This window comes from Streptomyces sp. Inha503 (assembly GCF_047215865.1).
Classification (GTDB): Bacteria; Actinomycetota; Actinomycetes; order Streptomycetales; family Streptomycetaceae; genus Streptomyces; species Streptomyces lycopersici.
In genome coordinates this window covers 60,108-87,064 of record NZ_CP178360.1, presented here as the reverse complement: position 1 = coordinate 87,064, position 26,957 = coordinate 60,108, and the positions used below count along the sequence as shown (strand labels likewise).

Here is a 26,957-nt window from a genome sequence, read left to right as displayed (position 1 = left end):
ATTGGGCGCCATGCGAACTCAACCGGTCGTGACCACCACCGTGCCTCTTGCCCTCTGTCTGATCATCGCGGCAGGGGCTGCGGCCTCCGCCGCGCCCTCCGCTCCGCCCCCGCCCCGTGCTCATGCGGGTGTGCGGTTTGAGCTGCCGGCGTCTACGGGGCAGCAGCCGGTCGGGAGCACCGAGCTCCATCTTGTCGACCGCGATCGGCGCGACCCCTGGGTCACCGACAAAGACCGGGAGCTGATGGTCAGCGTCTGGTACCCGGCCCGTAGGGCGAAGGAGTATCCGCGTCAGCCGTACATGCCTCCCGGCGTCGCGCGTTACGTGGACGAATCCGGCTCCTTCGGCCTGGCCGCGCCCGGCCAGGTGGACTGGGCCGGCATCCGCACGGAGGCAGCCGCGATGGCCCCCGTCGACCACCGTGAGGGCCGGCCCGTCGTGCTGTACTCACCGGGATTGAAGGTTTCCCGGACACTCGGCACCTCGACAGCGGTGGAGCTGGCGAGCCGTGGCTATGTCGTCGTCACCGTGGATCACACGTACGAGGCCCGTGCGGTGGAGTTTCCCCAGGGCCGGGTCGAACTACAGAAGCCGATGTCCGGCGTCGAAGGACTGAAGACGGCCGTGGACACCCGGGTGCGTGACACGCGCTTCGTTCTCAATCAGCTCGCCGTGCTGCACCGCGGGCGGAACCCGGACGCAGAGGGGCGCCGACTGCCCAAGGGGCTGGGGAAGGCGCTGAACCTGGAGCGGATCGGGATGTACGGACATTCGGGCGGGGGTGTTACCGCGGCTGAGACCATGCGCGTGGACCGCCGTATCGACGCGGGTATCAACATGGACGGCACACTTCAGTTCAACGACAGCGAATTCCTTCCCGTGGCGCGAAGCGGACTGGACCGTCCGTTCATGCTCATGGGCAAGGCCGATCAGACGCACCTCAACAAGCCGTCCTGGCGGTCCTTCTGGCACCACTCGACAGGCTGGAAACGCGACCTGAGCCTGGAAGAGGGCAGCCACTTCGGTTACACCGATGCCCAGTCGTTCGTGCCGACCCTGGACGAGCGCCTGGACGTCCCCGCCCAACTCCGCGAGCAGTACATCGGCACGGTGGACCCCGAGCGCAGTACCGCCGCCCAGCGTGCCTTCATCACCGCCTTCTTCGACCAACACCTGCGGGGCCGGCCCCAAGACCTGTTGAACGGCCCTTCCAGCGTCTACCCGGAGGTGCGTTTCATCGATTGAGTAGGGAGGCGACGCCTCACGGCGCCGGTGCCTGACGTGGTGGCCTGGGCCTGCAACCGCCGGCCGCTCGGCCACCGGACGGTGAAGATCTCGTCGGCGCCACCGGGAAAACCGCCGGACGGTTCGCGCACATCACGGGCGCACGGTGCCGGGCCGTGGGGCGTTCGTCTCGGTGCCACTGACCGTCGCCCTCCGTATGGCACGGCCCGGTCGCATCCTGAGCGCCGTCTTCGCCCGTACGGACGACGTTGCGGAACTGGCTCACCCCCGCGACTCGCTACGCTCGCCCACGGCGGTCTTTCCCCGATGGCCACACCGCGTCGCGGATGGCCCACCAGTGCTGGCACGCTGGTCTCTCGCACTGTCCGCCGAGACTGTTGGGAAGCGCAGGAACCCGCAGGGGAGGCGGAGCCGATGACACCCGGTCTGCTTCATGTGCTGCTGGTGACAGGTAACGGGCTGATCTGGTTGTCCTGTCGCATGCGATCTGAGCTGACCCCGGATTCGTGGAGTCCCTGAAGCCAGGCTTATGATCCTGGTCCGAAGGAGAACCACGAGCAGTGCCAGCACCACGTAAATATCCGGACGAGCTCCGCGAGCGGGCCGTCCGCGAGGTCCGCACCACGGGGCCGGCCGATCGCGCATGTCGCCAAAGACCTGGGCATCCACAGGGAAGCCCGGCGTGGCTGGGTTCGCCAGGCCGAGGCGGACGCCGGCGAACGCGACGACCGGCTGACCACCGCCGAGAACGAGGAACTGAAGCAACTCCGCAAAGAAGTAGCAGAGTTGAGGCGGGCGAATGAGATCCTCAAAGCCGCGAGCGCGTGGGTGGCGGACATGACGTATGTGCGCACCTGGTCCGGCTGGGTGTACGTGGCGTTCGTCCTGGACGTGTACTCGCGGATGATTGTCGGCTGGCAGGTCGCGAACCACATGCACGGTGGTCAGCGGATCGTAGCCGCTGTGGGAGGGGTGCGGCTGGAACCACTTCGGGTCCGGCTTGTCGGTGTCTTTGATGTTCCAGCTCTGTCCGATCAGGGACGAGCCGATCTCCCTGCCCTGCACAGTGACCATCGAGCCTTGGCCTTGTTGTTGAAGGCTGCCTCGGCGATGCCCGTGACGGCCAAGGGGTAGACGATCCCGGTCACGACGGTCAGCACGAGGAGTGCGCGAAGCGACGCCCAGACCAGTCGGACAGCGCCGTGTACAGAGGTGTTCATGGGTCACCCGATCCCGGGAAGCAAGGAGATGAGCAGGTCGATGAGTTTGATGCCGATGAAGGGCGCGATCAGGCCACTGAGGCCGTAGACGCCCAGGTTGCGGCGGAGCATCTTGTCCGCGTTCACCGGCCGGTACTGCACGCCTTTGAGGGCGAGCGGGACCAGGGCGATGATGATCAGTGCGTTGAAGACGACCGCGGACAGGATCGCGGACTCCGCGGAGCCAAGGCCCATGATGTTGAGCTTGTCCGGGCTTGGGTAGGCCGCGGCGAACATCGCGGGGATGATCGCGAAGTACTTCGCGACGTCGTTGGCGATCGAGAAGGTGGTCAGCGCTCCGCGGGTGATCAGCAGCTGTTTGCCGATCTCGACGGCCTCGATGAGCTTGGTGGGGTTGGAGTCCAGGTCGACCATGTTCCCGGCCTCCTTGGCGGCCGAGGTGCCGATGTTCATGGCCACGCCGACATCGGCCTGGGCGAGCGCCGGGGCGTCGTTGGTGCCGTCGCCGGTCATCGCCACGAGCTTGCCGCCCGCCTGCTCGCGCTTGATGAGGGCCATCTTGTCCTCGGGCGCGGCCTCCGCCAGGAAGTCGTCCACCCCCGCCTCCTCGGCGATCGCCCTGGCGGTCAGCGGATTGTCACCGGTGATCATCACGGTCTTGATGCCCATCCGGCGCAGCTCCTCGAACCGCTCCCGCATGCCCTCCTTGACGACGTCCTTGAGGTGGATCACGCCCAGCACCCGGGCGCCGTCGGCACCCTCGACCGCGACCAGCAAGGGCGTGCCGCCCTCTTCGGAGATCCGGTTGGCCAGGGCGGCAGCGTCCTCCGGTACGTTCCCGCCGCGCTCGCGGACCCAGGAGATGACCGAACCGCTGGCGCCCTTGCGGACCTTGCGGTGAGCCCCGTTCTCGACGAGGTCAACGCCGGACATGCGGGTCTGGGCCGTGAGGGGTACCCACTCCGCCGACGTAACGCCAGCCGGTCAGCGAGCTGCTGAGGCTGATGATGCGGTAACGGCCCATCGGCCAGAGATGGAAACGCCCTGGCCGGTGCCTCGGCTGGTCGGCTCCATCTCGCACCTCCGTCGCTCACTGCTCGTCTCACTGGCGCGGGTCAATCTGTCGCACCGTCTGCACGCCGTGAAAGAGAGCCGTTACACCAAACGGTTCGCAACGGGCTCCGAGCCTCGCCACCATGCCATGCCCCAAGCCCGTCCACGTCGCCGGGGACCGGTCCCGGCGTCCACAAACGGGCCACCCGACTCTGGAACCCGGCAAGCCGGCTCCTCCTCACGCACGGCCGCCGCCTGCGATGGGCGACGGATGGGGTCCCGGCTGCTGTCCCGGCCCTCTGGGTGCCGTTGTCCGGGGTGGGACTGTGCGTGGGCTGACGGCCCGTCGACCTCGTGGCGGACGGGCCGAGTGCTGTGGACCGGGGCCCGGTGCTGAGGGCGGTGTCAGGAGGTGGAGTCGGGCTCGGGTGGCTCGGGGATCGATCCTCCGGACTGGCGGACGTCGACGTCGGTGACCAGTGCGCCGCAGACGGACGGCGGGGAGATGGTCGAGGCGAACTGGAGGGTGTGGGTGTAGTCGGTGGCCCGGAAGGTGATGGGGGGCGGGGTGCGCCAGTCGCCGGGTTCGCCTTGGGGCTGGTAGCGGCGGACATCGACGTTGATGATGCTGACCTCATACGGCTGGTCGGGGGTGTAGGCGCAGGCGGGCCAGGTGTCGCGGGAGTGCTTCCAGGTGACGGTGTACCAGTAGCCGGGGGTGGTCTGGAAGTCCTGGCTGATGGTGCCGGGCACGGTGCCGGAGAGGTTGACGGCCTGGTGGCGGGTTGGTGCTTTGGCCAGGGACTTGCTGAAGATGTCGACGTCTCCCCTCACCACGTTCCAGCCGTCCAGGATGGAGTTGTTGAAGGCGTTGACGTACTGGTAGTTGAGCGGTCCGTCGAGGACGGCGGGGCGGGCGAAGGTGCCGTTGACGATGAGGTTGGGGCCGACGGCGGCTGCGGGGTCGGCCAGGGCCAGACAGGTGACCGTGGTGGTGGCCAGCAGCATGGCGGGGCGGGCGGTGCGGGCGGTGCGGGCAGTGCGGGCAGTGCGGGCAGTGCGGGCGGTGTGCTTCACGATGTGTCCTTCGTTCGGTAGGTCCGGCGCGCCTGGCCGGGTCAGGCGGACTGGGGCTCGGGAGGCTCCGGGGTGGGGGTCGGTGTGGGGGATCCGGCGTCGCGGGTGAGGTAGTAGATGAGGCCGTAGGGGTCGCCGAGCCAGATCTTGCGGGTTTTGGGCTCGGTGTTGTCGCGGAGCGCGGGAGTGTTCCAGGTCGCCAGCGGTTCATTGCTGGGGCCGTAGGCGGTGACCTTGGCGTACTCCAGCACCCACTCCGGGGCGGCGCCGGCCGGGCCGAGCCGGAGGTACACCGGCCGCTCCAGATCGCGGGTGGTGATCTGGGGGCGTGTGGGGTCGTTGCGCTGGGGGTTGAGCACATTGGCACCTGGCCCGCCCAGGATGAAGACCGTGTTGACGGGGCCGGTGAAGTCTCCATCGCTGGCGGTGTCCAGACGGAACTCCCGGCCGCCGAAGCCGAGGAACACCAGGCTGGTGGTCGTCGGGGCCGACTCGGCGGCGGTGTAGACCTCGGCCTTGATACTGGTGATGGAATACATGCTGTCCTTTCCACGGGTGCGCAGAGATAAGCGGCTGTCTGTCCCTCGGGCCACTTGAGTCGGAGATGAAGACAGCAAGGAAAACGCTCGAATTTCCCTCTCGTGCCTCGGGTGAACCCGGCCGCACTATCCCGGGAATCTCCATGGTGCAAGCAGAAAAAACATCACTCCGCACCAGTGAAACCTTTCTCCTGGCCTCTTCAAGCAAGCGTCGAGCCGTACTGAGGCGCCCCGAACTTTCATCGGAATGCCGCACCTGAGCGACGCCTCCCCTGTTATGCGAAGGAAGGAATCTTCGTGAATCTCTCTCGCTATACGCGCACGGCTGCGCTGGCAGCGGCGCTTTCCGCGCTGCTGGGCACCGGGGTACTGGCCGCGCCTGCTACGGCACATCCCGCCGGACCCGCGGCCCCCTCACCCGGCTCCGATCACGGTCAGCCGGAAGTACGCCGGCTGATCGTCGGCTACAAGCCCGGTACGGCCCAAGCCCGTTCCGATGCCGCCGTCCGGAAGTCCATCGAGGCTCAGCCCCAGGCAGCCGGCGAACAGGCGGTGCGATTCGAACGGCGGCTGGCCACCGGCGCCGTACTGCTCGACCTCAAAGAACCGGTGGCGCCGGGCGACCTCCACAAGATCACCTCACGGCTTACCGCCGACAAGGACGTGGCATACGCACAGCCCGACGCCACCGTGTATCCCATGGCCGCCCCCGACGACCCGCTATACCCCCTCCAGTGGGACCTGTACGAGGAGCGGGGCGGCATGAACGTCCCCGACGCCTGGCCGCTGTCGACCGGCAAAGGCGTCCAGGTCGCGGTGATCGATTCGGGCTATGCCACACACTCCGACCTCGACGCCAACATCGTCGACGGCTACGACTTCGTCTCAGATCCGAAAAGCGCCCGGGACGGCGACGGACGCGACGACAACTACCACGACCCGGGAACCTGGAGACTGGAAGGCTATTGTCCCGCCCCCTTCGATCACGCCGTACCTTCCAGTTGGCACGGAACACATGTCGCCGGAACGATCGCGGCACAGACGAACAACGGCAAAGGCGTCGCCTCCACCGCCTATGACGCCAAAGTCCAGCCCGTGCGGGCGCTCGGCGCCTGCGGTGGCACGGAAGCCGACATCGGCGAAGCCCTCATCTGGGCCTCAGGCGGATCAGTACCGGATGTTCCGGACAACCCTGCGCCGTCAAAGGTCGTCAATATGAGCCTGGGATACAAGGCCCCCTGCTCCCCGTTCTTCCAGGACTCCATCAACGCCGCGGCCCGCCGTGGCGTCACCGTGGTGGTCTCCGCGGGCAACGACAACGCCAACGCCTCCGACTACGCGCCCGGAAACTGCACCAACGTCATCACCGTCGCGGCAAGTAACCGCAACGCCGAGCGCGCGCAGTACTCCAACTACGGCAGCCGCATCGACATCACGGCCCCCGGAGGGAAGGGAGGCGGGATCGGTGGGCCCGACGACATCGGATCTACCTACAACCAGGGGAAAACCGATCCCGGCCGTGAGACCTACGGGTACCTGTACGGCACGAGCATGGCCGCCCCGCACATCTCAGCCCTGGCCGCCCTCCTCCTCCAGCGCAACCCCAACCTGACCCCGGCCCAGATCGAGCAGGCGATCACCACCACCGCCCGGCCCATGCCAAGCTGCGGCAGCAACTGCGGCGCCGGACTCGCCGACGCCGCCAAGGCGGTCCGATCCGTGCGACCATGACGTATCCGAAGGCCCCCTCCGGGAGCCGCTATCGCCCACCCGGGCCGCCGTGCACATCGGCCCATGGCCCCTGGCAACGGCGCCATCCGACCGGCGGCCGCAGACGTGAGCGGAAGGTGACGCGGCTGGGGACAGCCACTGCGAGGCGGCTCGCACCGCGCCGCCTCGCACCAGCCCGGGTTGGGCCACCCGGGCTGGTGTGCGTCATCCGGTATGCATCACGTGAGCCCGGCAGCGGTCTGACGCCCTCACCACGGACGAGGAAGAACATGCCGCACTGACCTCGACACCTGCCCCTGACTGGCGGCGGCTCCCAGCGCGCTGGCATGGCCGACGCGCCAGGAGACGGGGGAGACGACGCCAGGCGATGGCGGCCATGTCGTTGCCCCGGTCGGCGCTCCCGCGCGCTCTACCGCTGTGCCTGATATCGCGTCATCATGACGCGGTTACAGAAGTGAGGAATCTGGAGTGGGTCGTGAGCAAGCACGGCAAACCGGATCCTCATCCAGGGCAGGGGACGCCGCCGAACAACTCGGACGGGCAGGTGCCGCCGCCTCCGCTGCCGTCCGGGACACACCGGAAGTAGCCGCGTGGCCGACTACGACTCCTTGCGGCAGCGGCTGGACGAGGCCATGGACCAGCACGGACTGTGGCCTGCCCGCTCGCCGTGGACGCGGCAGGCCGTCGCCGCCGTACCGCGGCACGCCTTCGCGCCGGACCGGCTGTGGCACTGGGATGGCCACGCCTACCAGCCGCTCGACCGCGGCGCCGACCCCACTCGGTGGGCCGCCGCGGTGTACGGCCGGCCCTTCGACGCGGCCGTCACCCAGATCACCGACGGCGCGCCCTCCTCGAGCCTGTCGTGTGCGTCGATCGTGGTGGACATGCTCGACTCCCTGATGCTCGAACCGGGCCACCGCGTCCTTGAGCTGGGGGCCGGGACGGGCTGGAACGCGGCCCTCCTCGCCTGGCGCGCGGACCCTGGGCGAGTGGTCAGCGTTGAGGTGGACGACGAACTGGCCCGGCTGGCTGTCCGGCGTGCCGTATGGCCGGGTGGTCTCCACGTGTGCCGTCGATCAGGTGCCCTGGGTGTGGGTGGAGCAGACGCGGCCGGGCGGGAGGATCGTCACCCCGTGGGGGCGGCTGGGGCACGTCGCGCTGACCGTCGCCGACGACCACCGCTCGGCCGTGGGGTGGATGCGGGGGCTGGCTACGTTCATGCCTGCCCGCGGCACGCCGCCCGCGAGCAGCTGGCCGCACGTGCGCGGCACCGGCCCTGCCGACGGCGAACGGCCCTTCGCACGGGACCTGCACCCGTTGAAGGACGATGCGCACCTGCTGTTCGCGCTGCGTATCCACCTCCCCGGCGTGCGCATCAGCACGGGCGTGGACGACGACGGCGTGAACGTGTGGATCCACGATGGCGTCGCCTCCTGGGCCACGCTCACCACACTCCCCGACGGGCAGGCCATTGCCTATCAGGGCGGCCCGCGGCGCCTGGCCGACGAACCTGGCCGACGAACTGGAGCCTGCCTGGGACTGGTGGCTGAACGAGGGACAGCCGACCCTGTACGACTTCGAGATGACCGTGGAGCCCGAGCACCAGTACGTATGGTGCCGGGACCCGGCAGCGGGGCCGCAATGGCCGATCCAGAGCCGCGGCCGGGCCGCGGTATAGAAGCCGATCCCATTGGGCCATGCCGCGCGCGACCACGGATCAGCGAAACGCCCTCGCCAGATGATTGCACTACAGGCGAGGGCGATGTCGCCGGCCGGACCCGTCAGTCGAAGGGCGGCCCGGTATGCGAGATCTCGTGCTTGAGTACCCGGTCGTCCTTGATGTCCACGGATACGGAGGGGCGCGGTGCCACCGCCCGGAAGACATCGAGGGCCTCCTGCGACTCCCAGTGCTCGAAGTTGTTCACCCGGCCCGGCTCGATCGGGTCGGGTGAGATGGACAAGTCGAGGCATCCTGGGTGACTGCGGGCGGCCTCCACGATAGGGCGGTGCCCTTCGACGAAGCGATCCCTGTCCTTGGGGTCCACGTACAACTTCCCGGCCACGATCACCGACACGCCGCTCTTCCCTTCTCTCGCATCCCCAGGGACGTAAGCCCCCTGGCAAGGGGCTGGGCCGAATAGGCAGCCCACGTGTGTGGACTTCCGGCATCCGCGGAACTCATCGCCCGGCCTGTGATGCTGCACGACCAAGTCGGGCTCTCTGTTGACGAGCAGGGTCGCTGGCGAGCGAATGGGAACACGAGTCCCCCGGGTGCTCGCCGATCGAGCCTCCTGGTCTGCCATGGTCCGGTACTGTCTATCCATGGCCGAGCTGCGAGTGGAATTCAGCGACCAGGAACTGCGCGCCCTGGAGGCGGCGGCCCGGGACGCCGGTGTCCCCACTGAGGAATACGTGCGCGATGCGAGCCTGCGCGAGCGGACGCGTCGAACGTTCCTCGCCACCGCGGTCGCCTTCTACGATGAGAACGTGGCGGAGTTCGACCAGGCGTTCCCCGAAGAGGCTCCGGGAACGCGCGCTGCCTGATGGAGCTCTACATCGATGTGCCCTGGCTGTTGGAGGTCCAGGCCGCGCGAATGGCGGACGTCTCGGTCCGTGAGTACTCCGGCCTGGTGGCCGCGGTGGCCAGGCATCGCGTCAACACCCCGGCCATGGGATATGAACCCGACGCCCCGTGGCGGGCGGCGGTGCTCCTGCACACCATTGTCCAGCTGCGCCCGCTTCCGGTACGGAACGAGCTGTACGGCTGCATGGTGGCCGTCGCTTACATGGACGCCTCCGGCCACGGCGTCAACGCACCGTACGGCGGGCTGATCGACCTCGTGCGGGAGATCACCGGCGGCAAGGCTACCGAGTTCGACGCCGCCGACCGCCTCCGCTCCTGGCGCATCTGACAGGCCCGTACTCACGCGGCTGGTCGACCAGGACCCGAACGTCGGCTGAACGCCTTCTTCAAGAGGGCAGGGCCCGAACCCCGGGCCACCGGAGATCGGGCCTTCTTCCTGTGCCAGATGCCACCACGCTGCGCGCAGGTGGTCACAGCGAGCCAGGAGCAGGCCCGTGCCGCCGCCCGCGCTCGGCTACGATCACCCGCTCCGACGACACCGTCCACCTCGCCCTCGGCCCGGTGCCGACCGCCCTGCCCGACCCCCTGGCCCAGCTCGTCCTGGACCTCGCCGACCGCCGTCACGGACACGGCACCCTCCGCCGCACACCCGACCACCCCTGGCTGATCCCCGGACTCAGCGCCGGAGAACCGATCTCCGCATCCCGCCTGACCATCTCCCTCAACAAGCTCGGAATCCGCGCCCGACCCGCCCGCAACACAACCCTGATCGAACTCACCGCCGCACTCCCGCCCGTCGTCCTCGCTCGCCTCCTCGGCCTGAACATCAACTCAGCCGAACGCTGGTCCGCCGAAGCCGCCGCCAACCGCACCACCTACGCCACCGACCTGGCCCGCCGACGGAATCCGGGGTGGCTTCTGGCAGCCTTCGTCAACTTTCGTTGACGAGCTATGGGTGGTCAACTACGGTTGACGCATGGATGTAGAACAGCTGACCAAGCTCGCGACGTCGACGGCCGATGACGAGCCGTTGGTGGGGTTGAGTGCCGTGGCGCAACTCCGCGCCGAGATGGAACGTATCGAAGCGGTGCTGGTACGCCGCGCACGCAACAACGGCGCCACGTGGCCGCAGATCGCCGCTGTCCTGGGCGTCTCGAAGCAGGCGGTCCACAAAAAGCACGGCGGTCGGAGACTGTTCGGCGACCGGTCATGACCGCCGCGATCCACGGCGACAAGCGACTCGCTGCCAGGCTCGGCGAACTCCTGGGCATGCGCCACCCGGTCGCCGCGGCGGCTGCGGTCTCGCCTCAGGGCATGACAGTGGCCGGCCGAGGAGCCGACCTCGATGCCGACTTCGAGATTGGTTCGATAGCGAAGGCCGTCACCGGGCTGCTGTATGCCGAGGCCCTCGCACGAGACGAAATCGGCCCCGACACGACCCTCGGCGACCTGTTGCCGTTCGGTGACGCGCCCGCCGCGCGGGTGACACTGCATTCGTTGAGCACGCATCGGTCCGGCCTACCGAGTCTGCCGAAATCCGCGCGACCCTGGCGGCGCACCATCGCCCTGTGGCGACACGGAATCAACCCCTACGGCCAGGACCTCGAACAGCTCCTCGACCAGGCCCGAGGTGTCGCGGTGGGCAAGCCGCAGTCCCGCTACTCGAACTTCGGCTTCGAGCTTCTCGGCCACGCCCTCGCCCACGCCGCCGGGACGACCTATGCCGAGCTCGTCCACCGGCGCATCGCTACCCCGCTGGAACTCGACTGTTTCTACGTTCCCGGGACGGCCGACCAGCTTCGGCCCGGGGCGCTCACCGGAAGAAGCCGCCGCGGACAGCCACGGCAACCCTGGACTGGCGAGGGATTCGGACCGGCAGGCGGCGTCCGGGCTTCCATCACCAGCATGGCCCGCTTCACAGCAGCGGTGCTCGACGGCAGTGCCCCGGGCGTCGCCGCGCTCGATCCGGTCGCCCCATTCGGCGTGGGCGCCCGCATCGGCGCCGCGTGGATCACGATCAAGGTCAAAGACCGGCCGATTACCTGGCACAACGGCGGTACCGGTGGCTTCCGGTCCTGGCTCGGACTCGACCGTGGCACCGGCACCGGCGTCGTCTTCCTCTCGGCCACCGCCGCACCGATCGACCGTCACGGATTCTCACTCCTGGCCGAGTACAGCAACAACAACGGCCGATGACATCAAGCGAGCAAGATACACCTGTCATTAGCGGACACTTACGGTCGGCCCCTAAAAGACGCCTCTCGGTCTCAGGGCATTCAGCCAGTTCCCATATCCGACATCACCAGTAGCATCGTCGACGACGCGGAGGGCACCGAGGCGCTCGCGTCCGTGGAAGGTGAACTTCGCGACGGCGACTTTGTCGCTGCGCTTGAGGGCTTCCCGCAGCAGGGTATACGGCTTGGCGGCGACGGCGCCGTCTCCCTCGAGGTAGTACGGCTTGCCGTAGCGGATGGCGTCGAGACGCTCCTCGGGAACGAATGCCTGCACGTCGATAGCCCGGGCCGTGGGCAGCGGCAGGTTGTCCAGGTCCTCATCGGTGACGGGCACGAGCAGGTCCTTCGACGCTTCGTAGGCTCGGCCGATCTCGTGCTGTTCGAGGACTTGCCCGTCCAGCTCGTACACCTTCCGGTTGCGGATGAGGCCATGATCAGGCGAGTGGATCTGCCGGAACCGGATCGAGTGATCCTCGGTCGCTGAGTACATCTTCACTGAAATCGTCACCAAACCGAAGGTGACAGACACGCTCCAAACGGGACATGGGACACCTGCTGTGTCCCCCTGGGATGTCCCAGCGTAGGCACGCCAGCGACAGAGTGCTCAGCTCAGCCCGCTGCCAGCCTGACGCAGGTACTAGAGCGGGGCCCGGCTGGGTTGCGTCGGGGCGGCCGGCGGGCGCGGGCAGGTGCTGCACGCTCCACCGGCCTGCCGGGGCGGTGGGGGAGGAGTGGGGCGGTCGGAGTGCCCGGTGTTTCCGACGGGTCGGTACGGCGGAGTAGTCGGTGCCCTCGATGGCGCTGATCAGGTGGGCGGGGATGCGCGTCACGATCGTGTCGGGCTCGACCGTGATGCGGTTCGGCAGCTCCACCTCGGCCCATACGGGCAAACGCACCTCGTACCACCAGCCGCCCCCGGCGCCGCGGCGGTCGACGACCTGGGCGGTGACGCTCTGGCCGTCAGCCAGCTCGACCCACGCCGGAGGCCCGGGGGCGTCCGGGTCCGGGGTGTCGGGGCTGAAGGCGTCCACGGCTACGCGGCGGAGGTGGCGGCATGGGTGTGCTTGAGCTGTATCCGCACGGTGACGAGGTCCGGGCCCTCGAAGTTTGCCCAGAAGGCTGGGTGACGACGGTGATGGTCAGCTCCCGCTGCCGGTCCCGCAGCCGATGTACCTCCTTCTGGTCCTCCTCGGACCAGCCGTCGGTCGCGGGGCGCTGCCGCGGGCGCCAGATGTCGGGGTCACTGAGCCCCGGGTGCGGCTCAACGGGCCACGGGAGGCCCTCGAGGAGCGCGGTGAGGGCGGCGGCGACCTGGTGGAGTTCTTCCTGCGTGGAGAGCAGGTCCGGGGGAAGTCGTAGGCTCTGGCCGTAGCCCGGAATGATATGCCTGCTCGATTTCCGATGAGGGCGGTGAGCTGACGCCCGGTGTGTCGTTGTGACTGAGTCCTTGAGATGGCCCGTGAGCGGTTGAGTTGGCCCGGGTGAGCCTCGTGGTTGGCCCGCAGGGCAGAGGTCGCCTTGCTCACCTGCGTGGTTTACGCAAGCCCGAGGCGGCGGCGCTGGTCGACGTCCGGCCCGCTGTCGGTGGGTGGGGCTACCGTGCGTAGACACGAGCCCAGCGCGAGTAAAGGAGGATCATGACCACATTGGAGAGTCGGCCAAACACCGCGCTCCTTGTCGTCGACGTCCAGATGGGTGTCGTCGAAGGGGTCCACCAGCGCGACGTGGTCGTCGCGAACGTCGCCAGCCTCGTCGAGCGGGCGCGGCAGGAAGAGGCGCCGGTCGTCTGGGTCCAGCACTCCGACGAGGAGCTCACGAGGGGGAGCGACGATTGGCGGATCGTCCCGGAGCTCACTCCAGGGGACGCCGAGCCGCTCGTCGAGAAGAGCTACGGCGACTCCTTCGAGGACACCACTTTGGAGACCGTGCTGTCGGGCCTCGGTGTTGGGCGGCTCGTCGTCGTCGGCGCGGAGACCGACGCGTGCATCCGCTCGACGCTCCACGGCGCGTTCGCCAGAGGGTACGACGCGACCCTGGTCAGCGACGCCCACACGACGGGCGACAAGACAGCATGGGGTGCGCCGCCGCCGGACCAGGTCATCGCGCACACGAACCTGTACTGGACCTACCAGACGGCGCCGGGGCGGACGGCTGGGGCGGTCGAGACCAAGGACGTCGTCTTCGCAGGCACATCCTGACGACTTGAGTTGCGCCCTGCGGACCGGCCACGACGCTCACCCGGGCCAACTCAAGCGCTCACCAACTCGGCCGCTCAGTCACACGCGTGTTGTGATCCGGCTACCCGACCACAGATACGGCCGGATCCAGGGTGGCCTGCGCGGCGGTGACGCCAGCCGTTGGCTCTACCTGGCCGAGCCGGCTGTCGGCCGGAACTGCCAGGAAGCCGCCGTACACGATGGTGGCGCGGCCTGAGAGAATGACGGCATGAGCGACGAGTTGCGGCACCGGCTGGAAGAGTTGGAGGGCAAGGTCGCACGGATCAGTGAGCTGGAGGCGGAAGTCGCCCGGTTGCGTGAGGACGCCGCCAGCCCCCGGGCCCTGGCCAGCATGGCCGAATTGAGCTCGTGCCGCGGCGGATGTACTCGCTGTCCTGGCGGGCGTCGTGGCCGGGGCGGGCCGGGAGCGGGTCGCGGGCATGGTTGAGGAGCTGGTAGGACTTCTCGTCCATGCACACCACCGGACGTGCCGGGTCAAAAGGCTGGGCGTAGACGGCCAGTACGTCTTCCATCCGGGCCGCGAACTCCGCGTTCGCCCGGGGTGGGGTGGTCCAGTACTTTCTCAGGTGAGGGCGCAGTTCCGTTTTTTTAACGTGTTGGTGCGTGATAGCGGGTGAGGTGTCGTACCTGGCCGGTGGCATGATCCGTCTGTGGCGATCACGGTCAATCGGGCGATGCTGGCGCACCGGCTGTTCACGGGGATCTCTCGGCGTCATCTTGCGTGTCTGGTCGAGGAGCTGGCGGTGCCGTGGCAAGCCGGGTCGAGGGTCGCCGTCATGCTGCGCGAGGTGGGGCCAGAAAGCGGGCCGCGGGAGCCGGCGCCCGCCACCAGCTGGTCTTCGTCGACCGGCTGGTGGCCACGCTGATCCGTCTGCGGCACGACCTGCCGCACTCGGTACGGGGGCTGCTGTTCGGCGTCGACCGCTCCACCGTCACCCGTGCGATCGCGGAGATACGTACGCTTCTGGCCGAGCGGGGGTGCGCAGTCCCCGACCGCCCCGACTTGCGATTACGGACTATGGCCGACGTGTTCGCCTGCGCCCAGGCCGAAGGCATCGAGCTGCGGCTGGATGCCACCGAGATCCAGGTACGCCGGCCACCGGCCGGCCGCGGTGGACGGCGCGCATCTGTTTCCGGGAAGAAGAAACAGAACACCATGAAGGCCACCGTCATCGCTGACCGGCGGGGCCGCACGTTATGGACCGACACCCTGCGGCCTGGTCGTATGCACGATGCCACGGCCGCCCGCGACGAGGGTATCGGCATCTGCTTCCCGTACTTCCCCGACGTCGGGGTCCTCCTGGACGACGGCTGCCTCGGCCTGAGCCGCGACCACCGCGGGCAAGCGATCACACCACCAAGAAGACCGCGTCCGGGAGCACTGCCCGGCAGAGTCGAGCAGTGGGAACGCGACGGTCACGTGCACTCCTCCGACCGCATCACGGTCGAACACGCCCTGGCTGACCACAAACGCTGGAAACAACTAACGCGCTGGACCCACCACGCGACCGCCTTCCCGACACCTACCGCGCCATCGCCGGCCTCGTCTCCGACCGCACCATCACCGCCTAAAAACAGGCCACGACCAGGCGAGACACGCCTCACCCGCTATCACGCACCAACTCGTTAGCCGGGCGAGGGCCATTCGGGCAGCGGGAAGGGGGATCGCATTGCTCCGTTCGTGAATGCGATTGACATCCTCGCGGCTTCATGGTTGGTAATGAGAGTGAGGCCACCCCTATCGGGTAACTTCTGCCCCGGTCTGCGTCGGGTTATGAGTGTCTGTGATCGTGAAGCCGCAGGTAGCGATAGCGTGTGTGTCACCGGGCCCTGTCGGTCCGTGTCCCTGACAGGCGCGGTCCGGAAGGGCCCGGCTCTCTTCGGGCGAGCTGACCAGCTCTGGCTGCCCTGGCTATGCCTCTTGATCGCAGCGGGCCCGGAGACGTGCGGATACCTCTCATGCGTCTCTACCTGTTCAGTTTGTACTCGATCCAGGCAGTGGCGAAGTCGATGACTTCCGCGGCCTCGAACAGATAGCTTTCGGCAGCGCCGACCGTGCCCTGCCTGCCGATTCCCGCGGCGAGCATGTCCCAGGCGATCGCTTCGAACGGCTCTTGCCCTTCGGACACCACTGCCGAGTAGTCGAAAGCCCCGTCCTCCGAGTCGATGTCGTGGAAGCGGCGCCAGACCCGCTGACCCTGCACGAGGATGGGCTGTTCGTAATCCACGAACCGCTTGCCGGGGGCCTTGGCGAGCGCCTCGGCATGGTGCAGCAGCGTCATGGTGTCCAAAGGAGCGCCGATCAGAAGGACCCGGCCGCCGCGGGCGACCAGCCGTGCAAGGGGGCTGTTCGGGCCATGGGGATCGTCCCAGGGGTGGTCGGCCATCAGCTCGGCTGCCGCCGCTCCCAGAGCCGCGAAACTGACGTCCGGATGACGGCTCCGAACGGCTCCGGGCCAGCGGCGCAGCGCTTCGGGGAGGCGGCCGTTGTTGTGGTCTGCCTCGCTGATGCCAGGGTCGTAAGCGGGATGTTCCGCACGCAAGGCGGACTGCCAGCCCTGTGGCCATGTGGCAAAGTCATAGGGGGGCGCGTCATTCCAGCCGCAGGTCACCATGAGGGTTCCCCGCGCTCCGACCACGTCATGGAGAGCGCCGATGATGGTCTGCGGTCCTCCGGCCACGTAGCCGATGGCGGACATGCGGGTGTGGAACATGACGATGTCGCCGTCTGCGAGGCCGAGCGCGGTCAGGTCACGGCTGATCCGGCTTCGGAGTACAGGACCGCCGGAGCGCTTGAGTAAGTCCATTTCGTTCATGATCGCGAACATATCCCTGAGCCACGCATCCTGGGCAACTGAATTGATGCCTCATCGAGGAGGGGAAGGCGCCGCACGCCGTCGGCACCCCCTGGACGCGGGCCGTCTCCGATGTCGGTGACGTCGATCCCCATCTCGGCTAGGTCGACGAGCTGTCCGGCGAGTCTCTCCACTTCAGCGATGACGCGTTCAGGCTTCCCTTCGCCACGTGCTCGAAGTCGGGCTCGTACTCCCACCGCCACCGGCTCTCGCCGGTCAACCGCCAGCCCGCCGGTCGATACCCGCCTCGCCCGCCGCCTCGGTCTGGATGGCAGACACCTCGGCGGCGATTGTCCGGGCCTCTGTCAGGTCCTCCACTTGCGCGGCGCGTGCCTCCAGCTCGCGCAGGCGTGCTGCGCGGGCGGGGTGGCGTTCGATCGCCACGGTCAACGCCACTGCCGCAGGAATCGCCGCATCGGCGCCGCGTCCACATGCTCACGAGCGGCCGCCATCGAGCTTTCGTCCGGTCGGCATCGAATGCGGCCACCTGGCTCGGCGCGATCTGCGCCAGCGCCGCACGTAGCTCCTCCGCGGTCGCCTTGGGCTGCGGGATCAGGGGGCCGTGTCCGTCGGCTACTGCCTCGCTCCGTGTCGTCTCCCCACGACATCGCGCTCGCCGAACGTCGAACCCGGCCCCGGGCCCGCGCCGGAGGCGCTTCCGGGGCGCCGAGGTTCAACACGGCTGGAGGGGCCCCAGAGAGGCAGGTGGCGCGCTGGAAAGTGTCGAGGATTCCGTCGTTCAGGCGTCACAGCCGGAGGGCGAGGGTTCGGCGTAGCTGAGGGGGACCGTGGCCTGCTGGAGGTTGCCTTCGGCGGCATACCGGCGTGCCATGTCCACCGTCGTCACCACGCTCGCCAGTGGGCTGTCTTCGCCGGTGTCATGGCCATCGATGCGGGCGCTCAGCACCTGGTGCGCCTGCTCAAGAAGATCAGCCCAGATTCTCTCGGGGATTCCGGGCCGCAGGCCCGTCAATCTGGTGAGCCACAGGTCGGCGTGGGATTGCAGAAGCTGTTCGGTGGTGCGGTATTCGATGACAGTTCCGCTGAGGGCCCGTGGTCGCTCACCCCACACGCAGCGGAACTACCTAGCGCGGATCAGCCGCTTCTTGAACTGGTGCGCTGGCACCAGTGGAATCGTTCAACAGCTACCGCTCTGGTTGTACGCATGACCGGCGGAGCAAGGGATATCCGCAGGACTTCGACACCGTCCACATACCGGGTATCCGACGGGGCAACCAGCACAGCGGCCCAAACCATGGAATCGGTAAGGCGCAATTCACCCTCCGGCCAGCGTCTCCAGAAGTACGAACCGAAATCCTCTACGCCTTGCACCAGGGCGACAAGCTTGACGTCGTCCTGGTCCCGGGGCGAGTTCGTTCTCTGATCCCGCTTCTTCCTGCCGGACTACGCTCACTGCTGGACCTGGAACCGGGCTTCCCGGCGGACTGATCGCGGCCAAAAACCGCCAGTATCGCGCGGTCACCGGCACCATCGACTTCACCGTGATCCGGCAGAAGTGGCTGAGAGAGCTCACCAAGGAATACGGGCGACAGGTAAGGCCCACCGTCATAGACTTGCGGTTCGTGGTCCAGGCAGCCGGAATCGCATCGGCTGGACTCGCTGACCGTCGCGACGGAGAAGAACCTCACAAGCTGCAACTGGCCGACATGAGTGCGGCCGTCGACGCCTTCCGGACCACCCACAACCCCAAGACGGGAAAGCCGTACTCCTGGTCGGCGAGTATCGCCGCGGACACGGCGGGCTCTTTGACGCCCTGGCCGCGGGCCGGGTGGACATCGCCCGGCTGCGGCGGGCGCTGGCTGCGGTGCCGCTGCCACGGGCGGCGGATGGCCGGCTGGTGCTGGCCGCCGACATCCCCTGCTGGCTGCGTCCCGACGCCCACACCTCACCGCAGCGGATCCTGTGCCTGTGCCACATGTGCGGACGCGGCAAGAACCAGCACATTCCCGTCCCCGGATGGCCGTACTCGATCATCTGCGTGCTGGAGGCGGGCCGCAGCTCGTGGACCGCACCACTGGACGCACTGCGTGTGGCGCCGGGCGACGACGCCGCCGCACAGGCCGAACAGCTCGGCATCCGATGGTTCGCCCTGGGGCGACGCCTACGTCGCATGGCGAACTGCCAAGATTTTTGCCGACGGCGACGGATACGGCTGGTGCCGACGTTCAAGGAATCATGGCACCCTCTCGGGGATCGTCGCCGGTGCGGCGGACTCCCAAGGCCCATGGGGTGCGCGGATGCCCACCCGCGATGCTTCACTCCTGGGCGAGTAATGCGCGGAGCGGGGTATTGGCCCGCTTGGGATTGGCGATCAGCAAGGCGAGCAGGATGCACAGGGTCACCAGCGGCAGGCTCAAGGCGGTCAGCCACATGGGTACCGTGACCGGGGGGAGCACACCGCTCTGCAGAGCCTGGGCGTCGAGCATCGGCCTGATGGACAGAAGACCGACGGGCATCGCAACCGCCCAGGCGGCGACCGCGACCAGCAGGGACTCGAGAACGATCTGTCTGCCGACCAGTTTCGCGGTGGCCCCCGTCAGCCGGGTCAGCGCCAGTGCGTGTTGTCGTTCCCCGAAACCCGATGCGAGCGTGGTGGCACCGACCAGCACGGCGAGCACGAACATCACCCACGCGAACGCCTCGAAGGCGCTCACCAGCCGCGCCACGATGGAAGCGAAGATGGTGCGCAGCTGGTGTTGGGTGAGTACCACTGCCCTGGGGTGGTGTGTGCCGAAGAGGTTCTCGATCGACCGCTTGACCTTGGCGGCGTCGGCGCCTGGGCGCAGTGCGACGTAGAACGCGTAGGAACCGGAGCTCGCCGTCACTTCGTGGTAGAGCCGCGACCCGGCGATGATCATCCCGCCGTCCGACGCCGAGTCGTCGACCACGGCCTTGACCGTGACCGTTCGGTGGCCTGTGGGCAGCGGCATCCGCACGGTGCTGCCAACGGACATGTGCCGGGTCCGCGCGAAGTTCGACGAGATCGCGATCTCGTCCCTCCCCAACCTGGTCAGAAAGTCCCGGGAACCTCGGCTCACCCGCAGGTCGGTGAGGGCTTCGCACGGTCTTGTCGCCCCCCAGCTCCACATCTGGACGCGCCGGTCGCCGATACCGACGTTGGAGTAGGAGTAGGAGCATGTCGCGTCCACACCGTCCACCGACCGCAACTCCTCCTCGAAGGAGGCGGGAAACATCTCGTTCTGGAGGTTGTGACCGACGCGTGCCGCCTGGACGTAGAGCTGTGCGGGCGTCCATCGTTCGACCGAGGCCCCGACCGTTTCCTTGATGCTGCCGGCCACGCCCGCCATGCACAGGGCCGTCATGATGGCCACCGCGAAGGCCACGCTCAGTGTCGCGTTGCGCCGCCATGCGATCTGGAGTTGCCGGCCGGCGAGCATACGGACCGCACGCGGTTCGCCGCTGCGCAGCAAGCCGCCGATGGCGACCGGCAGGACGATGCTGAGCAGCGCTGCGCCCCCCAGTAAGGGAAGCAGCGCCGCCATCCGGATTTCTTCCGGAGCGATGAGTACGATGCCCCAGCCCAGGACGACGAAGGCCATTCCGGTCAGCAACGGAGATCTGGCTCCGCCGGGCCGGGGCGCCGACTCGTCCCGTCCGGTCACCGCGTCGATCGGAGCGATCTTGACGAAGTGGCGCAATCCGGAGAGCCAGGCCGCGCCGAACATCAGCAGCGCCGCGACAAAGGATCCGGTGACGGGCGTTCGCCAGAGCACCCCTGGGGCCACTGCCTGCTGGGTCAGTTCGGTGATCTGCTTGGTGAAGGAACTCATCCGGATGCCGACCAGGACGCCGAGGGCCGCGCCGATCGCGTAACTCGCCAGCAGTACCGGGACCATCACTGCGGCCGAGCCGAGCATCAGGTCCTTTGTGCGCACTCCGACGAGTCGCATCCTCGCCAGGGTGGGCCGCGCGTCGTTCAGCGCGAGCCGCCAGGCGAGGTAGAGCACGACGGCCGCGGTGACTACCGCGATCACCACGAACATCGCCAGAATGATCAGCGCCGTCCGGAACTGCTTGTTATAGCCGGAGAAGAGCTTGGTGGGGCTCATCACTCCTCCGGAGCCGTCCGCGGCCTCCCGGGCGGCGGTCCGAACGGCGGCGGGGTCGTGCGCACCTGGATCCACCAGGAGAACATCGATGTGGGTTCCTCGGTCGAACGCCGCGGCGACCGCCGGCAGCGGTGCGATGACGACCGAGCCATGATTGGCGACATCCCCGTCCAGCAGCCCGGTGACCTTCCACCGGATGGCCCCGGAGGGAGAACTCACCCGCAGCGTGTCCCCGGGCCGCAGCCCGCGGGCGTCGGCCCATGCCCGGGTCAGATAGATCCCGTCCGGTTCGGTGAGCGGCATCCTGCGGATCTGGTCGCGGAGCCGCTCGTCGACGAACTCTCCCAGGTTCTGCTCGACTCCGTACACAATGGCCGGCGTCATCTTCTGGCCCGTACCGCCCACCGCCGTGCTGATCACCAGAGCACTGGAGGTTCGCCGACCGGTGCGCTCCTTGATCCGTCGCACGGTGCCGTCGGACATCCCCCCGGTCGTCCTCGCCTCCACCGCGATGATGTCCTGGCGGATCGCCGAGATGGATGCCCCTTTCGTGGCGTCCAGGACGGACCCCGATACCAGCAGCATGGCCGTGGTCAGGAGGACCCCGCCGACTCCCGCGGCGATCGCCGACACCATTTTGGCGGGCCGTGCTCGCCAGCTCCGGGACAGCGAGCGGGCGACCAGCCGTGCGGCGTCGAGCGCCATCAGGTCCTCCTGTCCACGCGACCGGTGGTCTCACCATTGGAGATGGTGATGATGATGTCGGCCTCGTCGGCGAGATCCATGTCGTGCGTGATGATCACCCCGGCGGCACCGTGCTCTGCGGTCAGCCGGCGGAAGATCTCCCGGACCCGTTTGCCGTTCTCCTCGTCGAGTGCGCCGGTGGGTTCGTCCGCGAACACCACGGCGGGGGAACCGGCACAGGCCCGGGCGACCGCGGCGCGCTGTGCCTCGCCGTCGGACACCTCGCTCGGCCACCGGTCCGCACGGTGTCCGAGACCGACGTCGTCGAGGGTCGCCCGTGCTCGCCGGAGAGCGACCGACAGCCTCGTACCGCCCATCACCAGCGGGGCGGCGACGTTTTCCTCGATGGTCAGGGAGGGGACGAGGTTGTCTTTCTGTAGGACGAAGCCGATATGCCTGGCCCGAAGCCCGGCCAGCTCCTTCTCACTCAACGTGGAGAGATCCTTGCCGAGCAGGGTGACGGTACCGGAGGTGGGAACGTCCAATCCCGACAGCAGATTGACCAATGTGGACTTGCCACTTCCGCTCTTGCCCACGATGGCGACGAACTCATGGGCGGCGATCTCCACGGTGCAGTTCTTCACCGCCGTCACCGTCGTATCGCCGCTGCTGAACTCCCGGCGAAGGTTTTGACCGCGCAGGATGACTTTGGAATCCATGTTGGACAACCTCGGGGCCACGGTGGAGCGGTACCCGGGGCAGGCCATGGCCGCCACGCTCTTCGCCCGGTGCGGCCTGCACCTTCCGGCCGTGCTGCGGGGCGCGGAGGACGCTTTGGAGATGCTGTTCGCCGAGCCCGACCAGCATCTGATGGAACACTTCTACGGACATTATCCGGCGCTGCACTCCGACCATCAGCGCTCCGCAGCCCTGCTGCGCGCTCTGGTGGCACAGTGGCCGGCCGACCGGCCGCTACGGGTGCTGGAAGTGGGCGCGGGCACCGGCGCCACCACAGCGGTGCTGCTGCCCCTGCTGCCCCCCGAGCGCACCACCTACGTCTTCAGCGACGTCTCTCCCTCCTTCTTCGCCCGTGCGCAGGCCCGCTTCGCGGCGTATGACTTCGTCGAGTACCGGGCACTGGACCTGGATCTCGACCCCGGCGAGCAGGGCACACCACAAGGCGCCTTCGACCTGGTGATCGCCACCAATGTCCTGCATGCGACGAGCGACTTGCGCCGCACCCTCCGCCGTGTCCGGGACCTGCTCGCCCAGGGCGGGCAACTGCTGGCCACGGAGATCCATGACGCCGAACTGCTCGCCTTGTGCTTTGGCCTGCTGGACAGCTTCTGGTCGTTCAGCGACACGGAGCTGCGCACCGCCTCGCCCCTGCTGCCGGTCTCTGCCTGGGAGTCACTGCTGGTGGAGTGCGGCTTCGCCGAGGTGACCCGGCTGAACGAGGACGCGGACGAAGACGACCAGTCGGCAGTCGGCCGCCACTCCGTACTGCTGGCCCGCCGCGGGGATTCCCCGCTCCCCGCTCCCGAACCCCTCCCACAAGGCCACAGCGACCATTGGCTGATCGCTGCCGAGCGGCCCACCGCCACACTGACCCGAGAACTTGTCACCTGCCTGACCGAGGCCGCCGGACAACAAGTGCAGGTGATCGGGACCGGCGACCGAGCCGGGCAGTGGACTGGGCAAGTGCCGCATGAGGCGCGGACCCCGCACCTCGTACTGCTGCTGGACGAGGACACGCCCCGCCAAGCCGAGGACGTGCTGGAACAGGCAGTGCGCCGTATGAACCTGCTGCGTGCCCTCGCCGCCGACTGCCGCGAGCTGCCGTCGGCCGCGACCCCGACCCTGTCACTGGTCACCCGGCCCAGCGGCGCCCTGTCCGCCCCGGAGCCGACCGACGCACCGGGGGACGCGGTGGCCTGGGGCGCATGCCGAACGCTGGCCAACGAACAGCCCCGCGCCACCGTTCGCCGACTCTCCCTGCGGAGGGGATCCGGCCCCACCGCCGACGCGCGACGTCTCGCCCGGGAACTGCTGCGCCCCGACGGGGAGGAGGAGATGTTGCTCACCCCGGGAGGCCGGTTCGCGTCCCGGCTCGTACATCACCGGCCCAGGCCGCACGGAGAGCGGACAGGCGCCCCCACCGTGCCGCGGACACTGCGCGTGGATACCCCCGGCACTCACCACCGGCTGCGCTGGGAGGCACGGCCCGAGACCCCGCCGGGCCCCGGCGAGGTGGCCATCGCCGTACGCGCCGCGGCCCTGAACTACCGCGATGTGATGATGGCCGTAGGCATCTACCCCCCGGGTGGCGAGACCGTCACCGCAGAGGGCATCGCGCTCGGCCTGGAGTGTGCCGGGGAGATCACGGCCGTGGGCGAGGGCGTCACACACCTCGCGCCGGGCCGGCGCGTCTACGCCATCGGGGCAAACTGCCTGGGCACCCATGTGCTGGCCCGTGCCGAGCAGACGGGGCCGATTCCAGAAGGCATGACGTACGCCCAGGCGACCACGCTGCCGGTGGTCTGCTACACCGTCCAGCACAGCCTGGCCCGGCTGGCGCATCTTGCCCCAGGGGAAACGCTGCTGGTACACGGCGCCGCCGGCGGTATCGGCCTCGCCGCCCTCCAGTACGCGTCCGAACAGGGCAGCCGCGTCATCGCCACCGCGGGCACACCCGGCAAGCGGGAACTGCTGCGGATGCTCGGCGCCGACCACGTATTGGACTCGCGGAGCCTGGAATTCGCCGATCAGATCACCGCACTCACCCAAGGGGAAGGCATCGATGTCGTCCTCAACTCGCTGGCAGGAGAGGCGATCCCGCGCAGTCTGGAGCTGTTGCGCCCCGGCGGCCGGTTCATCGAACTGGGCAAGCGCGACATCTACGCGGCCACGCCCCTGATGCTGCGCCCGTTCCGCAACAACCTCGCCTACTTCGGTGTGGACGCACACCAACTGCTCACCCGGGGACTGCCATCCGCCGACTCCGCCTTCGCCGAGATGGCCGCACATATCAGTGCCGGCCGCTACCGGCCACTGCCCCACCAAGTCTATCCGGCCGAGCGCGCCGACGAGGCGTTCCAGGCCATGCGTCGCTCGCGCCACCTGGGCAAGGTCGTGCTCTCCTTCGACACGCCACCTCCGCTGGAGCGCGCCGCCCCACCCGTACGCAGGGCGGGCGCGGATCCCGGGCCGACCGGAGCGGAGGGCACCGTCCTGATCACGGGTGGACTCGGCGGCCTCGGCGCCGCCACTGCCCTCCACCTGGCGCGGGCCGGCACCCGGCACCTGGCCCTGGTGGGGCGTCGCGGAGCCCAGACCCCGGGCGCGGACACGCTGCTGTCCGAGCTCGCCGCGATGGGCACCAAGGCGATGGCCTATGCGGTGGACATCACCGACCCGCGGCAGGTACGCGCGCTCATACGGGACATCGACGCCGGCGGACATCCGCTGAAGGGCGTGGTGCACGGTGCCATGGTGCTGGACGACGGACCGCTGCCCGAGCTCTCGGAACGTCAACTGCGCGAGGTACTGGCACCGAAACTGCTGGGCGGGCTCTTACTGGACGAGGCGACGCGGGGCAGGAATCTGGACTTCTTCGCCGTCTACTCCTCCGGCGCCGGAACCATCGGCAATGTGCAACAGGCCCACTACGGCGCGGCCAACCTGTTCCTCGAGGCTGTCATGCGCCTCCGCCGTGCCGCCGGTGAATCCGCGCTCGCCATGGTGTACGGCCCGGTCAGCGATGCGGGCTACGTGGTCAGGGAAGGCCTGCTCGACGCCATGACACAGCGCGGCTGGCTCCCCATCAGCACGGACGAAGCATTCCTCGCCCTCGACGAGATGATCGGCGATGACACCTCGGTGGTGTTCGTCGATCGCTCGGACTGGAGCCTGGTGCGCTGGATGCTGCCCGCCGTGGACGCCCCGCGCTTCGCGGTTCTCCTGCCGTCGGACGCGGCGGGTGACACCCAGTCGGACCCCGAGGGCCTGCGGCGGCTTCTGGGCGAGGCCGCCCCGGAAGAGGCGCACACCCTGGTCTGTGATGCTCTGGCCGAAGTGCTGTCCGCCGTACTGCACTACCCGAAGGACAGCCTGGACCGGTCCCGCCCGATGGACCAGCTGGGGGTCGACTCGCTGATGGCCACGGAGCTGGCACAAGCGCTGCGCCGACGGTTCGGCTGCGAGTTCTCGCCGATGGAGATCACCCATGCGAGCGGGATCGACGCCCTGGCCCATCGGGTCCTGGGCCGACTCGGCTATGGGGGAGCCGATGAGCCCGCCCCGGTCAGTCGGATGTGACGGGGCGGCGCAGATTCGGGTGTCGAACGCCATGACGTCGTCCCCTGCTGCCGCCTCAGTGGTGGGGGTGGTTCGGTGGGTGGGGGAGGGCTGACTGCGTCGGGTGGTGAGCTGGGTGGGGGATGTCGGTGGTGATGTCGATGAGTCCGGGGATTGCTTGGTTTGGGAGGGGTAGTGTCCGCAGGATGAGTGTTGGCGGGGCCGTTGTTGGTGTGGCGCTGCTGTGTCGGGTCGGACGAACCCGTCGAGGAGGCGGTCGCCTACCGCGTGACCACCCCGGACGCCACCATCGTCGTCTCGGGCGACACCCGGTTATCGAGACCATCTTCAGCTACCACACCGACACCGTCGCCCTCGGCGCGTTGGCCGACCGGGCCCGGGGTGGGCCAACTCGTGCTGACCCACCTCATTCCCGCGCCGGAGAGCGACGAGGACTACGCGGCCTTCGAGAACGAAGTGCGACAGGGGGGGGATGGACAGGTCCGCTCGTCGTCGGTCGTGACCTGGACGAAGTGAAGGCCGCCGTCTGAGCACGGACGGTCGAAGCGCCGATCTCGTGTCCCAGGCTGAGTAGTTCGCCGTGGATCCGGCGGTACCCCCATCCGGGGTTCTCACGCGCGAGGCGCAGGGCCAAGCTGTCGTAGTGCCTCCGCCTCGGTGGTCGGCCCGGACGACGGTGTGGAGGATGCCTCCACGGCACCCCGAGACTTCTCTCGTCGAGGTGCCGCATTGACCATGGAGACGGGATGGGCGGCGGAACGGTTCCTCGTTCGAGCGTTGATATGCGCCCCGGTCGCTGTCCACGCCGTGTCGGGGCGTAGTGCCTGTCAATGTGTCAGCCTGCGGAGCCCTGGCCCAGCCCGGCAAGGGGCGTTCACCGGCTACGAAATCCATGCATGAGCCGACGGCCGGCGAGGGTTGGAATTATATCCGAGTGTTGTCAAAAATCCTCGGCCTTGGCATGCTGTCCGCATGCGAGTCGTCACTACGCCGTACGTGCTCCGGCTGTGGCAGGGGTCGGCCGGCAGACACGACGCCGCACAGACACAGGAAGCGGAACCGCGCTGCGGTCAGCGTCCGACCCCCGAC

The 26,957-nt window shown here is 68.3% G+C and carries 21 protein-coding genes and 7 pseudogenes; 15 read left to right on the top strand and 13 right to left on the bottom strand.

Features of this window, described 5'->3' with window-relative positions; genetic code table 11:
- Positions 1-10: 10 nt before the first annotated feature.
- Positions 11-1,246, top strand: a complete 1,236-nt coding sequence (locus ACJX2R_RS00460; protein ID WP_413098194.1) for an alpha/beta hydrolase family protein — start codon at positions 11-13, stop codon at positions 1,244-1,246.
- A gap of 579 nt (positions 1,247-1,825) precedes the next feature.
- Positions 1,826-2,173 (top strand): annotated as a pseudogene (locus ACJX2R_RS00455) (DDE-type integrase/transposase/recombinase); the annotation flags it as partial.
- A gap of 78 nt (positions 2,174-2,251) precedes the next feature.
- Here the strand turns inward: ACJX2R_RS00455 and ACJX2R_RS00450 are convergent.
- From ACJX2R_RS00450 to ACJX2R_RS00435, 4 genes and pseudogenes are all read right to left on the bottom strand, one after another.
- Positions 2,252-2,466: pseudogene (locus tag ACJX2R_RS00450) on the bottom strand (potassium-transporting ATPase subunit C); the annotation flags it as partial.
- Positions 2,467-2,469: 3 nt separating this feature from the next.
- Positions 2,470-3,441: pseudogene (locus ACJX2R_RS00445) on the bottom strand (HAD-IC family P-type ATPase); the annotation flags it as partial.
- Between the two features lie 483 nt (positions 3,442-3,924).
- On the bottom strand, positions 3,925-4,596 hold the full coding sequence (locus tag ACJX2R_RS00440) for a DUF642 domain-containing protein (protein WP_413098193.1): 672 nt from the start codon (positions 4,594-4,596) through the stop codon (positions 3,925-3,927).
- A 41-nt stretch (positions 4,597-4,637) separates the two neighbouring features.
- A complete protein-coding gene (locus ACJX2R_RS00435; RefSeq protein WP_413098192.1) occupies positions 4,638-5,135 on the bottom strand; it encodes a hypothetical protein in 498 nt (165 codons plus the stop codon).
- Between the two features lie 297 nt (positions 5,136-5,432).
- On the opposite strand from ACJX2R_RS00435, the gene ACJX2R_RS00430 reads away from it, so the two are divergent.
- A complete protein-coding gene (locus tag ACJX2R_RS00430; protein WP_413098191.1) occupies positions 5,433-6,866 on the top strand; it encodes a S8 family peptidase in 1,434 nt (477 codons plus the stop codon).
- A 745-nt stretch (positions 6,867-7,611) separates the two neighbouring features.
- On the opposite strand, the gene ACJX2R_RS00425 is transcribed toward ACJX2R_RS00430, so the two are convergent.
- On the bottom strand, positions 7,612-7,752 hold the full coding sequence (locus ACJX2R_RS00425) for a hypothetical protein (RefSeq protein ID WP_413106174.1): 141 nt from the start codon (positions 7,750-7,752) through the stop codon (positions 7,612-7,614).
- On the opposite strand from ACJX2R_RS00425, the pseudogene ACJX2R_RS00420 reads away from it, so the two are divergent.
- Positions 7,697-7,976 (top strand): annotated as a pseudogene (locus tag ACJX2R_RS00420) (protein-L-isoaspartate O-methyltransferase); the annotation flags it as partial. The gene ACJX2R_RS00425 and the pseudogene ACJX2R_RS00420 overlap by 56 nt on opposite strands.
- Here ACJX2R_RS00420 and ACJX2R_RS00415 read toward each other — a convergent pair.
- Positions 7,943-8,086 carry a hypothetical protein gene (locus ACJX2R_RS00415; protein ID WP_413106173.1) on the bottom strand — a complete coding sequence of 48 codons (144 nt, stop codon included), beginning with the start codon at positions 8,084-8,086 and terminating at the stop codon, positions 7,943-7,945. The pseudogene ACJX2R_RS00420 and the gene ACJX2R_RS00415 sit on opposite strands and share 34 nt — an antisense overlap.
- Positions 8,087-8,337: 251 nt before the next feature.
- On the opposite strand from ACJX2R_RS00415, the gene ACJX2R_RS00410 reads away from it, so the two are divergent.
- A complete protein-coding gene (locus ACJX2R_RS00410) occupies positions 8,338-8,544 on the top strand; it encodes a hypothetical protein (protein WP_413106172.1) in 207 nt (68 codons plus the stop codon).
- 103 nt (positions 8,545-8,647) lie between these two features.
- Here ACJX2R_RS00410 and ACJX2R_RS00405 read toward each other — a convergent pair whose 3' ends face one another.
- Positions 8,648-9,169: a putative quinol monooxygenase gene (locus ACJX2R_RS00405; RefSeq protein WP_413098190.1), complete on the bottom strand. Its 522-nt coding sequence runs from the start codon at positions 9,167-9,169 to the stop codon at positions 8,648-8,650.
- 19 nt (positions 9,170-9,188) lie between these two features.
- Between ACJX2R_RS00405 and ACJX2R_RS00400 the strand changes: the two genes are divergently transcribed.
- From ACJX2R_RS00400 to ACJX2R_RS00380, 5 genes are all read left to right on the top strand, one after another.
- Positions 9,189-9,410 carry a hypothetical protein gene (locus tag ACJX2R_RS00400; protein WP_413098189.1) on the top strand — a complete coding sequence of 74 codons (222 nt, stop codon included), beginning with the start codon at positions 9,189-9,191 and terminating at the stop codon, positions 9,408-9,410.
- Positions 9,410-9,778 (top strand): toxin Doc, encoded by a 369-nt coding sequence (locus ACJX2R_RS00395; RefSeq protein ID WP_413098188.1) that lies wholly within the window; start codon positions 9,410-9,412, stop codon positions 9,776-9,778. The genes ACJX2R_RS00400 and ACJX2R_RS00395 overlap by 1 nt, the downstream gene beginning before the upstream one ends.
- 110 nt (positions 9,779-9,888) lie before the next feature.
- The gene (locus ACJX2R_RS00390; RefSeq protein ID WP_413098187.1) at positions 9,889-10,395 is read left to right on the top strand and encodes a hypothetical protein; all 507 of its coding nucleotides are present in this window, start codon (positions 9,889-9,891) and stop codon (positions 10,393-10,395) included.
- 31 nt (positions 10,396-10,426) lie between these two features.
- Positions 10,427-10,663, top strand: coding sequence for a helix-turn-helix domain-containing protein (locus ACJX2R_RS00385; protein WP_413098186.1), 237 nt, complete (start codon positions 10,427-10,429; stop codon positions 10,661-10,663).
- Positions 10,660-11,646, top strand: coding sequence for a serine hydrolase domain-containing protein (locus ACJX2R_RS00380; protein ID WP_413098185.1), 987 nt, complete (start codon positions 10,660-10,662; stop codon positions 11,644-11,646). The genes ACJX2R_RS00385 and ACJX2R_RS00380 overlap by 4 nt, the downstream gene beginning before the upstream one ends.
- 111 nt (positions 11,647-11,757) lie before the next feature.
- Here the strand turns inward: ACJX2R_RS00380 and ACJX2R_RS00375 are convergent.
- Positions 11,758-12,213: pseudogene (locus ACJX2R_RS00375) on the bottom strand (Ku protein); the annotation flags it as partial.
- A 578-nt stretch (positions 12,214-12,791) separates the two neighbouring features.
- Between ACJX2R_RS00375 and ACJX2R_RS00370 the strand changes: the two are divergent.
- The 3 genes and pseudogenes from ACJX2R_RS00370 to ACJX2R_RS00360 all read left to right on the top strand — a co-directional run bounded on the left by ACJX2R_RS00370 (position 12,792) and on the right by ACJX2R_RS00360 (position 15,493).
- The gene (locus tag ACJX2R_RS00370; protein ID WP_413098184.1) at positions 12,792-13,043 is read left to right on the top strand and encodes a hypothetical protein; all 252 of its coding nucleotides are present in this window, start codon (positions 12,792-12,794) and stop codon (positions 13,041-13,043) included.
- Positions 13,044-13,321: 278 nt separating this feature from the next.
- Entirely contained in the window at positions 13,322-13,882 is a 561-nt protein-coding gene (locus ACJX2R_RS00365; RefSeq protein WP_413098183.1) for an isochorismatase family protein, read from the top strand.
- A gap of 713 nt (positions 13,883-14,595) precedes the next feature.
- A pseudogene (locus ACJX2R_RS00360) lies at positions 14,596-15,493 on the top strand (transposase family protein).
- 395 nt (positions 15,494-15,888) lie between these two features.
- Here ACJX2R_RS00360 and aac(3) read toward each other — a convergent pair.
- From aac(3) to ACJX2R_RS00345, 3 genes are all read right to left on the bottom strand, one after another.
- Positions 15,889-16,737, bottom strand: coding sequence for an aminoglycoside 3-N-acetyltransferase (aac(3), locus tag ACJX2R_RS00355; RefSeq protein WP_413098182.1), 849 nt, complete (start codon positions 16,735-16,737; stop codon positions 15,889-15,891).
- Between the two features lie 255 nt (positions 16,738-16,992).
- A complete protein-coding gene (locus ACJX2R_RS00350; RefSeq protein WP_413098181.1) occupies positions 16,993-17,160 on the bottom strand; it encodes a hypothetical protein in 168 nt (55 codons plus the stop codon).
- A 355-nt stretch (positions 17,161-17,515) separates the two neighbouring features.
- On the bottom strand, positions 17,516-17,683 hold the full coding sequence (locus ACJX2R_RS00345) for a hypothetical protein (protein WP_413098180.1): 168 nt from the start codon (positions 17,681-17,683) through the stop codon (positions 17,516-17,518).
- An 822-nt stretch (positions 17,684-18,505) separates the two neighbouring features.
- Between ACJX2R_RS00345 and ACJX2R_RS00340 the strand changes: the two are divergent.
- Positions 18,506-18,895: pseudogene (locus ACJX2R_RS00340) on the top strand (transposase); the annotation flags it as partial.
- Positions 18,896-19,052: 157 nt separating this feature from the next.
- On the opposite strand, the gene ACJX2R_RS00335 reads toward ACJX2R_RS00340, so the two are convergent.
- Entirely contained in the window at positions 19,053-21,572 is a 2,520-nt protein-coding gene (locus tag ACJX2R_RS00335; RefSeq protein ID WP_413098179.1) for an FtsX-like permease family protein, read from the bottom strand.
- Entirely contained in the window at positions 21,572-22,270 is a 699-nt protein-coding gene (locus ACJX2R_RS00330; protein ID WP_413098178.1) for an ABC transporter ATP-binding protein, read from the bottom strand. The genes ACJX2R_RS00335 and ACJX2R_RS00330 overlap by 1 nt, the downstream gene beginning before the upstream one ends.
- On the opposite strand from ACJX2R_RS00330, the gene ACJX2R_RS00325 reads away from it, so the two are divergent.
- The gene (locus ACJX2R_RS00325; protein WP_413098177.1) at positions 22,269-25,868 is read left to right on the top strand and encodes an SDR family NAD(P)-dependent oxidoreductase; all 3,600 of its coding nucleotides are present in this window, start codon (positions 22,269-22,271) and stop codon (positions 25,866-25,868) included. The genes ACJX2R_RS00330 and ACJX2R_RS00325 overlap by 2 nt on opposite strands.
- The last annotated feature ends 1,089 nt before the right edge of the window (positions 25,869-26,957 follow it).